A 14,872-nucleotide genomic window follows, 5' to 3' on the forward strand; every position below is an offset into this window, starting at 1 on the left:
CTCATGCATATCAATCAGTACGAGTGAACAATGATGGAGGAATGCTAGGTGAAATGGTATAAACATTCAGTTAACGAAGTAATTAATCTATTAGGCAGTCATGCTAACTTCGGTTTAACAGAGGACATAGCAGCACAGCGTCTCAAAAAAAATGGCAGTAATCAATTAACAGACCAACAAAAGCCTTTGTGGTTTATGCTGTTTTTTAAACAATTCCAAGATTTTATGGTGATTGTTCTTCTTATTGCCACTTTTATTGCTGCCTATTTAGGTGAATTTGTTGATGCAATTGTCATTGTGATTATCGTGTTAATTAACAGTTTATTAGGGTTCTTTCAGGAACAAAAAGCAGAAAGATCATTATCAAAGTTAAAAGCAATGGCAACACCAAATGCCTTTGTATTACGAAATGGACAGTGGGTGACGATTCCTTCCCAACATGTGGTGGTTGGTGATATTGTTAAGTTGAAGAATGGTGACCGTGTAGTAGCTGATATGAGGATCATCAACAGTACACAACTGGCGATTGAAGAATCCGCTCTAACTGGTGAAACGTTACCGATTCGAAAAACGAGTCAAGCTATTGAGACACAGCAATTGAATATTGCTGACCAAACCAATATGGCTTTTATGGGTTCAATGGTTGCTACTGGGCATGGTATAGGCATTGTTGTTGCTACTGGTATGCAAACGATGGTTGGTCAAATTGCTGATTTAATTGTTCAAGCCCCCAGCCAAAAAACACCTCTTGAAAAAAGATTGCAACATTTAGGGCAAGTGCTTATCTTTATTTCTTTGGTATTAACAGCTTTAGTTGTATTAGTAGGTGTTTGGCAAGGACAACCATTATATCAAATGTTCCTTGCTGGAATATCCTTAGCTGTTGCCGTTATTCCAGAAGGTTTACCGGCTATTGTGACCGTTGTATTATCATTAGGTGTACAACGAATGATTAAGAGAAAAGCCATCGTGCGAAAATTAAGTGCCGTGGAAACGTTAGGTAGTACGTCGGTCATTTGTTCAGATAAAACAGGGACGCTCACAGAAAATAAAATGACTGTCGTTGAACTGTTCACTAATAATAAAAGTTTTCAAGTATCAGGTGGATATGGTTTAACAGGTTCAATTACAAATGCGACAAACGAAGTTGATTCAGCTCTGCTTAATCAACTGTTGATGTACAGTTCGTTATGTTGCAATGCGGAGATGTTAGACAATAATGGAAATATAACATTACAAGGTGATCCCACCGAAGTAGCGATTATCATGGCAGCTCTGAAGAAAGATCGACAGTTAGTCGAAGGGAAGACATTAACAAAAGTTAAAGAGTTTCCTTTTGATGCGAATCGAAAGCGGATGTCGGTTGTTGTAAAGGATAGAAATAATCAATATATATCGATTGTTAAAGGCGCACCTGATCTGCTTTTAGATTGCACTTCAAAAATGACAGTGAATGGACAAGTTCAGTCACTAAGTCAACGAATGAAGAGGCAGATAGAACACCAAATCGAGTCGATGGCCAATCAAGCTTATCGAACGATTGCTGTATGTATGAAGCCTTTGTCATCGCCACACGCGCTAAAAGTTGAGCAAGTGGAAAGCCAATTGATCTTTATTGGTTTAATAGGTATGGTGGACCCACCTCGTCGGGAAGCAAAGTTAGCGATTAAACAATGCAAGGATGCTGGGATTAAAACGATTATGATAACGGGTGATCATGCCAAAACAGCTAGTGCTGTTGCAAAGACACTAGATATCATTTCTTCAGAACAACAAGTGATTACTGGACATGATCTCGAAGTGATGTCAGAGGAGATGTTAAAACAACAGGTTGATCATGTTCATGTTTTTGCGCGCGTTACGCCAAAAGATAAGCTTAGAATTGTCCAAGCGTTACAAGCTAACGGACATGTTGTTGCTATGACAGGAGATGGGGTAAATGATGCTCCTGCTTTAAAAGTAAGTGATATTGGCATCAGCATGGGGAAAACAGGAACAGATGTGGCTAAAGAGGCTTCTGATTTAATTTTGTTAGATGACAATTTTGCTACCATTGTTGGAGCTGTAGAAGAGGGACGTAATATTTATGAGAACATTCGAAAGTTTATTCGTTATTTATTAGCATCAAATGTTGGTGAAATACTTGTGATGTTATTTGCGATGCTAGTCGCTTTACCACTGCCTTTATTACCAGTTCAAATCTTGTGGGTTAACCTTGTTACGGATGGATTACCAGCGCTCGCTTTAGGGCTAGATCGTCCCGAGCGTGATTTAATGCAACAACCCCCAAGACCCGTTAAAGAAGGCGTTTTTGCACGTGGTCTAGGGATTAAAATTGTTTCCAGGGGATTCTTGATAGGAGCGATTACTTTCCTTGCTTTTATGTTGGCATTCCAAAATGGGGCCCAATCCGTTAGTTATGCAAGGACGATAGCATTTATGACGCTTGTCATGTCTCAATTAATTCATGTTTTTGATTGTAGGAGTCATCGATCAGTCTTTGATCGTAATCCATTTGGTAACAAATACTTAATTATAGCTGTTATTTCATCAATTGCTTTATTATTACCTGTTATTTATTTTGAGCCACTTCAAGCAATTTTTCATACGGTTGCTTTAACTGGTACGGATTGGCTAGGTATTCTTCTATTTAGTGCGTTACCAACATTGTTGTTTGGTTTTACAAGACGTTAATTTATTGTGTATAATATATATCGTAAAGTAAAAGATGCCTTCGTTTAGTGAGTTTTTAACTAAATGTCTTTATTATAGATTCTATTTGGGGTTTACTGTGCGATAGTGTGAGATCAATGGATAGCCGTTATGTGACTATCCATTTTTACACGTTAAGAAAGCACAATATTAGCGATTGCATGCTAGTTTTTTCTAATTCATCTCTGAAAGGTCAGAAATAACTGATTTAAATAAGCGTGGTAAAGTAAGATAATAGGATGTGATGGTTTGGTAAAAAGTATGACAGGTTATGGCGAAGTAGATTTAGTGTTAGATCAGACAAAGATTACGGTTGAAATAAAATCGATCAACCACCGCTTTTTAGATTTATCGATAAAAATGCCTCGTTCCATTGATAAATATGAGGAACAGATTAAACAACTTATCCGCACATATTTTATTCGTGGTAGAATCGAATGTTATATCCATATTTCTGATGAGCGGATAGCAACTCAAACAGTAGCTGTTAACTGGTCATTACTCGAACAATATGATGACGCAATTCAGCGTATATCTAAGCAATATCCTGATTCTTCACAAGCATTATTAAAGTTACTACCAGAATTAACAGATGTCTTTCAAATCGCGGAACCAGATGAAATAGAAGAAAAGTTAGTTCGTCAAATGCTTGATGCTGTTAGTAGTGCCTGTCAGCGCGTCAATAATATGCGAGAAGCTGAAGGTTCAAAGTTAGCAGAGGATGTAAAGTGCCGAATAATAACGGTTAGAAATATTACAGCTGAACTGACTCAAATGCGTGAACAAGTCAAAACGCATCACTATGAGCGGATGTTAGAAAGATTAAATGCTTTATTAATGAAGCAAGGCTTAAAACAAGATGAACGCTTCTATTATGAATTAGCAAGTCTAGCTGAAAAAGGGGATTTAACAGAAGAATTAGTCCGTATTCAAAGTCATATTGCACAGATGGAGACACTACTTGAGCAACCTAATGAAATAGGACGTAAACTGGATTTCATTGTTCAAGAAATGATTAGGGAAGCGAATACCATCGGTGCAAAAGCCAATGATCCTTCTATTAGTGAATATGTAATAGAATTAAAGGCAACAATTGAAAAGATAAAGGAACAGGTTCAAAATATTGAATAGACATTTCAAATCATCTTCATTTATAATATAATGATATAGATAACATAGGAGAAGGACGTAACGATCCAATCGAAAATTAGAGGGGGAGCAAGCTTGAGTTTAAGATTAATTAATATTGGCTTTGGAAATGTTGTTTCAGCCAACCGTATTATTTCGATCGTCTCACCAGAATCCGCACCCATTAAACGTATTATTACGGTGGCTCGAGATAATAACAAACTGGTCGATGCGACTTATGGAAGACGAACACGCGCGGTCATTATAACAGACAGTGATCATGTTGTCTTATCTGCAGTGCAGCCTGAAACCGTTGGCCAACGTGTGCTAAGTCATGAAGAAGAGATTGATGAATAACGAGATCTTATACGCGTTTTTTAATAAATTATTTCAATTAAGATGAAGAAGAGATGATGATGGAGGGAATAAATCGTTGATTGAACAAAAAGGAATTTTATTTATTTTGTCAGGCCCGTCGGGGGTAGGGAAAGGAACGGTTAGAAAAGCACTATTTGATAAGGATACCGCATTGCAATATTCGATTTCAATGACCACTCGCCCGATGCGTTCGGGTGAAAAAGAAGGTGTTGATTATTTTTATCGTTCAAAAGAAGAATTTGAATCGATGATTGAAAAGAATCAACTACTTGAACACGCTGAATATGTAGGGAATTATTATGGTACCCCCCGTCATTATGTAGAAGACACACTTGATCAAGGAAAAGATGTATTTCTAGAAATTGAGGTCCAAGGTGCATTACAAGTAAAGGAAAACTTTCCGGAAGGTGTTTTTATATTTTTATCACCCCCGAGCTTAGATGAACTAAAAAACCGGATCATTAGTCGAGGTACAGAAACAGAATCACTTGTCATGAATCGACTTAAAGCAGCAAAAGACGAGATTGAACTGATGGATGCTTATGATTATGTTGTTGTTAATGATCAAGTTGATCATGCCGTCGACAAAGTTCAAGCCATTGTTAAGAGTGAACACTGTAAACGTGAACGCGTAGCTAGTCAATATAAAAAATTATTGGAGGTGAGCCAATCATGATGTTAGAACCATCAATCGACCAATTACAAACAAAAATTAATTCTAAATATACATTAGTTACCTTGTCTGCCCGCCGTGCTCGACAGATTCAAAATGCTAAAATTATCCAAATTGAAACACCAACAGCAGCAAAAAATGTTGGTATTGCATTAGAAGAAATTCATGCGGGAAAATTAACGTATGTATCGACTGAATATAAAGAAAGACGCTAATCACGTCGCCGTTAAACGACCCCTTGTTTGCCAATCGGCAGGCGAGGGGTTAAACTTTTAGCATATTAAAAATAGAGGGTGTGATCAAATGTTAACAGATAAAAAGATTGTATTAGGGGTTACAGGTGGAATAGCTGCGTATAAAGCTATTGCCCTAACAAGTAAGCTAACCCAAGCTGGAGCAATAGTGAAAGTGATTTTAACAAAAGGGGCGCAGCAGTTTGTTACTCCACTTTCATTTCAATCGATTTCACGACAGCCAGTCTATGTCGATACATTTGATGAGCTTGATCCAAAAGAAATTCAACATATTGAATTAGCTGATTGGGCAGATTTGATCGTAATTGCCCCTGCTACAGCCAATATTATTGGTAAATATGCAAATGGTATCGCAGATGATATGTTGACGACGACCTTACTAGCGACTGAGGCGCCAGTATATCTTGCGCCTGCTATGAATGTCCACATGTATCAACATCGAGCAGTTCAGGAGAACATGGAGCGTTTAAGAGAACGAGGATGCTATTTTATTGATCCCGGTGAAGGGTATTTAGCCTGTGGCTATCATGGGAAAGGTCGACTGCCGGAACCTGAAGAAATGGTTGAGTATTTAAAAAGGGAACAGGTAAAAGCAAAGCCTTTGGCAGGAAAACGACTGTTAGTCTCAGCGGGACCGACACAGGAAACCATTGATCCTGTTCGTTTTCTAACCAATCATTCATCTGGAAAGATGGGCTTTGCCATTGCAAAAGTCGCTGCTCAATTAGGTGCGATTGTAACCTTAGTGAGTGGACCCGTTAATTTGGTCACGCCGAAAGCTGTTGAGCGGATAGATATTACCACTGCCGAAGAAATGTATCAAACGATGTTGGATCACTTTGATGAACAAGATATTGTCATCAAATCTGCAGCTGTTGCTGATTATCGGCCAGTCACTGTTCATCAGCATAAATTAAAGAAACAAGCGGATACGCTAACGCTTAAATTAGAAAGAACAAAAGATATTTTACAAACACTAGGTACTCAAAAGCGCGATCAGTATTTGGTTGGATTTGCTGCGGAAACAGAAAATACGGAGGCGTATGGCCAACAAAAGCTGACTCGAAAAAATTTAGATGCTATTGTGATAAATGATATAACCAAGGCGGGGGCAGGCTTTAAGTCAGATACCAATGAAGTCGTTATATTAACAAAGTCTGGAATGAAAACGAGAATTGAGCAGACGAGCAAACAAGCTATTGCCTATCAGTTACTGAATCAAATAGCTAAAGAAATGGGAGTAGATCGCTAGTGACAATTGCTAGAGTTGTTGTCGACGTGCCCGCGTCACAAACCAATAAAGTATTTGACTACTTCATTCCAGAACATTTATTAGGGACGATTGAAATAGGTATACGTGTGATTGTTCCTTTCGGTTCAAGAACGATTATGGGCTATGTATTGGAAATAGTAGAGGATACAGAGGTTGAGCGTGTTAAGTCGATTAAAGCTTTGCTTGATTATACACCGATTTTAACAGAAGAATTAATTGAATTAGGTAAGTGGCTGGCTGATCATACGATGAGTTTTTATATATCAGCATTTCAAGCGATGCTACCGCAAGCGTTAAAAGCAGATTATCATAAGCAAGTACATCGAATAACCGACGTCCCGTTAGTTCCAATACTAGAGTCTGTTTTTGCAGGAAGGGATTATATCGATGAAAAAGATTTATCAGATCAGAATATTCCGCTTAAGTATGTTAAACAAGGGATAGCAGATGGCGATCTGGAAATGGTCTATCAAGTTAAAAGCAAAGAAACCTATAAAAAAGTAACCATGCTCAAACGTAAAGTAGCTGTCGAACGTTTAGATGCTTACTTAGCTAATTTATCAAGTCGGGCTAAAAAACAACGAGAACTAATAAATTATTTTATAAGGCACGATCAACCGGTTATGTTAAAAGTATTTTTGGAAAAAATGAAGACGACAAGACAAACGTTAAAGCCGCTTTTATCTGCTGGTATAGTAGAGTTATATCAAGAAGAGTTATACCGTAATCCGTATCGCGATGATTTAATTAAGCCGACAAGTCCATTGCCATTGAAGCCACAACAGCAACATGCACTTACCCCGATTGTTAATAAACTTGATCAAATGCAGCATCAAGTTTTCTTATTACATGGTGTAACAGGTAGTGGAAAAACTGAAGTGTATTTACAAGCTATTGCCCATGCTTTATCCCTTGGTAAAGAAGCGATCGTCCTTGTCCCAGAGATAGCATTGACCCCCCAAATGGTCAATCGTTTTAAAGGGAGATTTGGTGCTGATGTAGCTGTTATGCACAGTGCACTGTCAAAAGGGGAGCGGTTTGATGAATGGCGGAAAATACAAAGAAAAGAAGTTAAGGTTGTGGTTGGTGCGCGATCAGCTATCTTCGTTCCATTTGAGAATATTGGATTAATTATTATTGATGAGGAGCATGAATCAAGCTATAAACAAGAAGATCATCCACGTTATCATGTTAAAGATGTAGCGATCGCGCGTGGTGAATATCATCGCTGTCCAGTTATATTAGGTACCGCGACACCAACATTAGAAACGTTTGCTCGTGCTAATAAAGGGGTTTATCACTTATTGTCAATGCCAGCGCGAATGAATGAAGGTCAGATGCCAAATGTCTCGGTTGTAGATATGAGGCAAGAATTACATGCTGGCAATCGGACAATGTTTTCTCGACAATTAAAGACAGCAATCGAAGAAAGGATTGCAAGAAATGAACAAATTGTTTTATTTCTAAATCGCCGAGGGCACTCAACTTTTGTTATGTGTAGAGATTGTGGGCATGTCGTTCAATGTCCGCATTGTGATATATCACTCACTTATCATCGCAAGCAAAACCTGTTAAAATGTCATTATTGTAATTATCAAGAAAAAATGCCACAAAAATGTCCGAGTTGTGACAGTCAAACGATTCGATACTTTGGTACGGGTACTCAAAAAGTAGAAGAAATGATTCACCAGCTAATACCTGAGGCAAGAGTGATCCGGATGGATGTTGACACCACGCGAAAAAAAGGGGCCCATGAGCGTTTGTTGGGTCAATTTGGTGGAAAACAAGCTGATATTTTGCTAGGCACACAAATGATTGCTAAGGGTTTAGATTTTCCTGATGTTACGCTAGTTGGTGTATTAGCAGCAGACAGTTTATTAAACTTACCAGACTTTAGATCAGCGGAAAAGTCTTTTCAACTTTTGACACAGGTTAGTGGAAGGGCGGGACGTCATCATCTTGAAGGTGAAGTTATCGTTCAAACATATACACCGGAACATTACAGTATTACGTTTGCTAAAGACTATGATTATCATGGTTTCTTTGAAAAAGAAATGGCATTGAGAAAAGCTTTTCAATATCCACCTTACTATTTTTTGACGTTAATTACTGTATCACACGAAAACCCAAATCAAGCGTTAGAAGTCACGCGGACAATTAGTCAGTTATTAGCAAAACACTTGTCGAATCAAGCGCGTATTTTAGGACCTACCCCATCACCTTTAGAGCGAATAAAGAATCGCTATCGCTTTCAGTGCATGGTAAAATATAAATATGAACCAAAACAAAAACAAGTATTGGCAAAGATATTAACGTATTATGAAGAGCAGATGAGAAAAGAAGATTTGCTCATTCAAATTGACCTTCAACCATATCAATTAATGTAGAAAGAAGGGTTTTTTATGAAGAAAGTTATCTTTATGGGAACGCCAGATTTTGCTGTACCGGTGTTACAGCAAATCATCAATGATGGCTATGAAGTCGTGCTTGTTGTCACACAGCCCGATCGCCCGAAAGGTAGAAAGCGAACACTTACACCACCACCTGTTAAAGAGGAAGCGATTAAGCATGACTTACATGTTTATCAACCCGAAAAGATAAAAGAAACGTATCAAGAAATTTTAGCTTATAAACCAGATTTAATTGTTACGGCAGCTTTTGGCCAGATTTTACCTAAAGCGTTACTTGATGCACCTCCCTTTGGTTGTGTGAATGTCCATGCGTCATTATTACCTGAATTGAGGGGTGGTGCACCTATCCACTATGCCATTAAACAGGGGAAAGAAAAGACCGGAATCACGATTATGTATATGGTTGAAGCTTTAGATGCGGGGGCAATATTATCACAAAAAGAACTACCCATTGAACGTAATGATCATGTCGGAACATTACATGATAAGTTATCAAAGCTTGGTGCTGAGCTTTTACATGAAACACTCCCAGCTATTTTTAATAAAACAATTGAACCAGTAGAGCAAGACGACACGAAAGCTACTTATGCACCGAATATTACACGTGATCAAGAAAAGATTAATTGGGACAACAATGCTATGGCTATATATAACCATATTAGAGGCTTACATCCGTGGCCAGTTGCTAGTACAACCATTAACAGTAGAAATGTGAAAATATGGTGGGGTGAAAGGGTTGATTTAAGAACGGATAAAAGACCTGGAGAAATTATAGAAATGGAATCGGATGGTGCCATTGTTGCTTGTGGAGATCAAACAGCAATCAAGCTAACTGATATTCAAATATCCGGAAAAAAGAGGATGTCCATGAAAGATTATTTAAATGGAAGTGATCCATTGTTTAAAGTAGGTATTCAACTAGGAGTCGAACATGAATAAATATCAACTACGAGAAAAAGTGTTAGAGGTTTTAGTAAAGGTAGGAGATAGTGGAGCATTTAGTCACCTCATCATTGATCAAACATTGAAAAGATCAGATTGGGCGATTAAAGACCAGGCATTATTTACTGAGATCGTTTATGGGACGTTACAGTATAAATTAACGCTTGACTATTTTCTCAAACATTTTGTAAAAAGAACGGATAAGTTGGAAAAATGGGTAAGATGGCTAATACGTTTATCGTTCTATCAAATGTACTATTTAGATAAAGTACCAGATCATGCGATTATTCATCAAGCGGTTGAGATTAGTAAAGTAAGGGGACATAAAGGGATTGTCAAATTGGTAAATGGTGTGTTGCGTTCAGCACAACGTCAAGGATTTCCAGCGTTTGCTGATATCTCCGATCCGATTGAACGCCTTTCGATAGAAACAAGTCACCCTTATTGGTTAGTAGAGAGATGGATCGATAGCTATGGAAAAGATAAAGCAACTTCAATCTGTAAAGCGAATCTCAAAACAAAACCGATAAGTATCCGTATTAATCCATTGAAAGTGACACGAAAAGCGGCGATGGAACAACTTACCGAAGATGGTTATCAAGTGGTAGAATCAGCTTTTTCCGGCCAAGGTATTGTCATTGAAAAAGGAAATATCCTTAAGCACCCATTGTTGGAAAATGGTTCGGTTACCGTACAGGATCAAAGCTCTATGCTTGTTGTAGAGATGCTGGATGTTGTAGAAGACCAAAACGTTTTAGACGCCTGCAGTGCACCTGGTGGGAAAACGACACATATTGCTGAAAAACTAAATAATACCGGGCATGTATTTGCTTATGACTTGCATCAAAAGAAGGCTGATCTTGTTAAGAAAAAAGCTGAATTGCATGGTTTAATCAATGTAAGAACAAAAGGAATTGACGCTCGTCTATTAGGTGATACGCATCAACCTCATTCATTTGACCGCATTTTAATTGATGCACCGTGTTCGGGTTTGGGTGTTGTACGAGGGAAACCAGATGTAAAATATACAAAAACTGCGAAAGATATTATCTCCTTGGCCAAGATTCAATACGAATTGTTGACAAGTATTGTTCCTTTGCTTAAAAAGGATGGTAAACTCGTTTATAGCACATGTACGGTTGATCCTACTGAAAACGAAGCGGTCATTACCGAATTTTTGGCTAGTCACCAAAACGTTGAAGTTGATCCTAGCTTCTTTGATGAGTTGCCAAGCTTTTTGCATAGAAGTACCGGTATTACGAAAGTGGGATTGCAAATATTCCCTGATGATTTTAATTCCGATGGTTTCTTTTTGACACGTATACGCCGTAGAATAGATAATTAATCATAAGAGTCTTATGAGTTATTGAAGATAAGAGGTGAATGGCACAATGAAACAATACTTTATTTCAGATCAAGGTAAAGTTAGACCTCATAATGAAGATGCGGGAGGACTATTCAAAAATAAAGCTGATCAAACATTAAGTATCGTTGCAGATGGAATGGGTGGCCATCAAGCGGGTGATGTGGCAAGTGAAATGGTAAAAACGTATTTTGCAAGTGTTTGGGAAGCAACCGAAAGGATAGATACACCTGAAGAGGCTGAAGCATGGCTGAGATCACATATTTTAAAAGCTAATACTAATGTTTTTCAACATGCGGAACAGCATCCTGAATGTCGAGGGATGGGGACAACAGTTATTGTTGTTATATTTATGGCTGATCAACTATCGATAGCGCATATTGGAGATAGCCGTTGCTATCGATATCGTGAAGGTGACCTTATTCAAATTACAGATGATCATTCACTCGTAAATGAACTCGTGCGATCAGGTCAGTTATCAAAAGAGGATGCTGAGTATCACCCTCGTAAAAATGTACTAATGAAAGCACTTGGTACAAACCCTACGGTTGAACCAGATGTCTTTTCATCAGCATGGCATGAAGGAGATCGCTTAATCGTTTGTTCGGATGGATTGACAAATAAATTAACTGATCAAGAGTTAAAAGACTATTTAGCTACGAATGAATCATTACACGATATAGCTAAAGAGATGGTTAATGAAGCAAATGATCGCGGTGGTGAGGATAATATTACGTTAGCATTAGCAGAACACAGTGAAGCCGAAGAAGCGGAAGAAGGTGATGCCACTTGTTAGAAGGGAGACTGTTAAGTGAACGTTATCAGGTCAAGCAACTGATAGGTGGCGGCGGAATGGCCAACGTATATCTCGGTTACGACTCGATCTTAGAGCGTGAGGTAGCGATAAAAGTATTACGTTTGGAATATGCGAATGATGAGGAATTTATTACACGTTTTCATCGTGAAGCACAATCTGCCACGAGTCTATCCCACCCTAATATCGTGAATATATTCGATGTTGATGATGAAGATGATATTTATTACATGGTAATGGAATATGTCGAGGGCATGACGTTAAAGAAATACATTCAACACTATGGTCCAATTCCTGTAGAAGAGTCAATTGATATTATGGTGCAAATCTGTTCAGCTATTGAACATGCGCACGAAAATCATATTGTGCATAGAGACATTAAACCCCAAAATATTTTGATAAGCCCAGATCATCAGGTCAAGGTGACTGATTTTGGTATTGCTTTAGCATTGAGCGCCACGTCTTTGACTCAGACAAACTCCGTGTTAGGGTCTGTTCATTATTTATCACCTGAACAAGCGAGGGGTGGAACAGCTGATAAAAAGTCAGATATTTATTCTTTAGGAATTGTATTGTTTGAGTTGCTAACTGGAAGAATCCCGTTCTCTGGTCAATCTGCTGTTTCCATAGCTTTAAAACATTTGCAGTCCAATACACCATCGGTTCGACAATGGATAGATAATGTTCCACAAAGTCTGGAGAATGTTGTATTAAAAGCCACCACAAAAGATCCTTTTCATCGCTATCAAACATTAAGCGAGTTGGAAGCTGATCTGTCTACTGTACTTAACCCAGAAAGAATAAACGAACCACCCTTTGTCCAACCTGATGAACCTGGTGAGGCGACTAAGGCCATTCCCGTTGTGACAAATGAACAATTAGCGCAAAATTCGACAGATAATGAGACACTTGTCCATTCGAAGCAAACGACAGCGTCGACACAACCTGTCAATCCCAAATCTGAAAATGATGAAGCCGAGGCTAAAGGTAAAAAGAGCAAGAAAAAAAAGAAAAGTAAGAAAAGAAGGATTATTTTTTGGCTTACGATGACATTTTTGGTTGTTCTTATCGCTAGTTTATTTGCACTTTTTATTTTGCCGAACTTGCTACAACCTGATGATATTGAGATCCCTGATTTAGAAGGGGAGCACGTTGATGATGCTGAGGAATTACTAACAGAATTAGGTTTAGAAATGGAGCGAGAAGATATTTTCTCAGAAGATATTGAGATTGATCATGTGGTCGATACTGATCCAGAAGCCGAAACGAGTGTGAAGGAAGGAACGACGATAACAGTGTTTGTCAGTCAAGGCCCAGAAACTGAAACCTTCCCTGATTATGTCGGGCAATCGTATAGTCAAGTTGAACGTTTATTATTACAGCGCGGCTATCAAGATGTGCAAAGAATTGACTCCTATTCTGATCAACCAGAAGGCCAAATTATTGCTCATTCTGATCCAGAGCCTGATAGTGAAGTCGTACCTGCTGAAACGGTTGTTATATTTGAAGTCAGTATAGGGGAACGTACAGTTGAGTTAGATAATCTGGTCGGTATGGATGAGGATAGTGCACGACAATACTTACAAGACCAAGGTTTAACTGCTAATGTAACAAAAGAACATTCCGCTACGGTTAATGAAGGAAATGTTATTCGTCAATCCCCTGAACCGGGTACCGAGTTAGAAGAGGGTGCTGTTGTCAACTTGGTTATCTCTTTAGGCGAAGAAGAACAATCACCGATTACACATAGTGTGACTTTCAATGTTCCTTATACGGGCGAGAGTAACCCACCGGACGATGAGGAAGAACAGGAAGATGAGGAAGAAACAAACCCAGAGAGGCAAGATGTGCGTATTTATGTGGAAGATATGAATAACGAGCTCACTGATTTATATGAGACGGATACTATTGTAAGTGATACAGAGTTCACTATACGTTTAGTTATAGCCCCGGGTGATACAGCTACCTATAAAGTTGAACGTGATGATCAAGTCGTTATTCAACGAACAATAGCTTATGAAGATGTGGAAGGAGATTAGTGTATGCCTGAAGGTCAAATTATCAAGGCATTAAGCGGGTTCTACTACGTGAGCAGTCAAGGAACAACTTATCAATGTAGAGCAAGAGGTCTGTTTCGTAAGCAGAAGCAGACACCTCTTGTTGGTGACTTTGTTGTATTTGAAGCGGAAAACTTAACCGATGGGTATGTAACAGCACTGTTACCAAGGAAAAATCAGCTTATCCGCCCTCCTGTTGCAAATGTTGATCAAGCCTTGATCACTGTTTCAGCAAAGGAACCCGAATTCAGTACGGTTTTACTCGACCGATTTTTAGTTTTAGTTGAATTTAATCAGATTGAACCCATCATTCTAATAACTAAAATAGATTTATTAACAAAAGAAGAAGCTTCATACTTAAATATGTTTGTAGAAAATTATCGTCGTTTAGGTTACCAAGTGAAGTTACTATCTGATGAACCTGATCAGAACTTCCAAGAAATGCAAACAACGCTATCCAACCGGACTTCAGTCATTGCCGGACAATCTGGTGTGGGTAAATCTTCTCTATTGAATCGTTTGAACTCAGATTTATCAATAAAAACAGCTGAAATTTCAACAAGTTTAGGCCGGGGAAAGCATACGACAAGACATGTGGAATTAGTAGAAGTCAATAATGGATTAGTTGCTGATACGCCAGGGTTTAGTTCTTTAGATTTTGAGCAGTTATCACGAGAAGATCTACCCCTATGTTTTCCGGAGTTTGATCACTATCGTTCGCAATGTAAATTTAGAGGTTGCATGCATATAGAAGAACCAAAGTGTGCGGTGAAAACTGCGTTAGAACAAGGTGAAATCGCTGAATATCGCTACCAGCATTATTTACAATTTGAGCAAGAAATACAATCAAGAAAGCCGAGGTATTAA

Annotated in this window: 12 protein-coding genes; all 12 read left to right on the plus strand. The window is 38.4% G+C overall.

The genetic code is table 11. The annotated features are described in order from the left end of the window. Positions 1–48 precede the first annotated feature (48 nt). The 12 genes from B494_RS0107805 to rsgA all read left to right on the plus strand — a co-directional run bounded on the left by B494_RS0107805 (position 49) and on the right by rsgA (position 14,872). Positions 49–2,694, plus strand: a complete 2,646-nt coding sequence (locus B494_RS0107805) for a cation-translocating P-type ATPase (protein WP_017471830.1) — start codon at positions 49–51, stop codon at positions 2,692–2,694. Between the two features lie 267 nt (positions 2,695–2,961). Beyond that, the gene (locus tag B494_RS0107810; RefSeq protein WP_017471831.1) at positions 2,962–3,843 is read left to right on the plus strand and encodes a YicC/YloC family endoribonuclease; all 882 of its coding nucleotides are present in this window, start codon (positions 2,962–2,964) and stop codon (positions 3,841–3,843) included. 93 nt (positions 3,844–3,936) lie between these two features. Next, positions 3,937–4,197, plus strand: a complete 261-nt coding sequence (gene remA, locus B494_RS0107815; protein WP_017471832.1) for an extracellular matrix/biofilm regulator RemA — start codon at positions 3,937–3,939, stop codon at positions 4,195–4,197. Positions 4,198–4,273: 76 nt separating this feature from the next. After that, entirely contained in the window at positions 4,274–4,894 is a 621-nt protein-coding gene (gmk, locus tag B494_RS0107820) for a guanylate kinase (protein WP_017471833.1), read from the plus strand. Further along, a complete protein-coding gene (gene rpoZ, locus B494_RS0107825) occupies positions 4,891–5,106 on the plus strand; it encodes a DNA-directed RNA polymerase subunit omega (RefSeq protein WP_017471834.1) in 216 nt (71 codons plus the stop codon). Before gmk ends, rpoZ begins: the two co-directional genes overlap by 4 nt. Before the next feature lie 88 nt (positions 5,107–5,194). Then, positions 5,195–6,397, plus strand: a complete 1,203-nt coding sequence (gene coaBC, locus B494_RS0107830) for a bifunctional phosphopantothenoylcysteine decarboxylase/phosphopantothenate--cysteine ligase CoaBC (RefSeq protein WP_017471835.1) — start codon at positions 5,195–5,197, stop codon at positions 6,395–6,397. Beyond that, positions 6,397–8,805 carry a primosomal protein N' gene (gene priA / locus B494_RS0107835; protein ID WP_017471836.1) on the plus strand — a complete coding sequence of 803 codons (2,409 nt, stop codon included), beginning with the start codon at positions 6,397–6,399 and terminating at the stop codon, positions 8,803–8,805. Before coaBC ends, priA begins: the two co-directional genes overlap by 1 nt. 15 nt (positions 8,806–8,820) lie before the next feature. Next, a complete protein-coding gene (fmt, locus tag B494_RS0107840) occupies positions 8,821–9,768 on the plus strand; it encodes a methionyl-tRNA formyltransferase (RefSeq protein ID WP_017471837.1) in 948 nt (315 codons plus the stop codon). Then, complete coding sequence (rsmB, locus tag B494_RS0107845) at positions 9,761–11,116, plus strand: 16S rRNA (cytosine(967)-C(5))-methyltransferase RsmB (protein WP_017471838.1); 1,356 nt, start codon at positions 9,761–9,763, stop codon at positions 11,114–11,116. Before fmt ends, rsmB begins: the two co-directional genes overlap by 8 nt. A gap of 46 nt (positions 11,117–11,162) precedes the next feature. Further along, positions 11,163–11,930 carry a Stp1/IreP family PP2C-type Ser/Thr phosphatase gene (locus B494_RS0107850; RefSeq protein WP_017471839.1) on the plus strand — a complete coding sequence of 256 codons (768 nt, stop codon included), beginning with the start codon at positions 11,163–11,165 and terminating at the stop codon, positions 11,928–11,930. Next, a complete protein-coding gene (gene pknB / locus B494_RS0107855; protein WP_017471840.1) occupies positions 11,924–13,987 on the plus strand; it encodes a Stk1 family PASTA domain-containing Ser/Thr kinase in 2,064 nt (687 codons plus the stop codon). The genes B494_RS0107850 and pknB overlap by 7 nt, the downstream gene beginning before the upstream one ends. 3 nt (positions 13,988–13,990) lie before the next feature. Next, positions 13,991–14,872: a ribosome small subunit-dependent GTPase A gene (rsgA, locus tag B494_RS0107860; protein ID WP_017471841.1), complete on the plus strand. Its 882-nt coding sequence runs from the start codon at positions 13,991–13,993 to the stop codon at positions 14,870–14,872.

The organism is Amphibacillus jilinensis Y1 (assembly GCF_000306965.1).
Taxonomy (GTDB): domain Bacteria; phylum Bacillota; class Bacilli; order Bacillales; family Amphibacillaceae; genus Amphibacillus_C; species Amphibacillus_C jilinensis.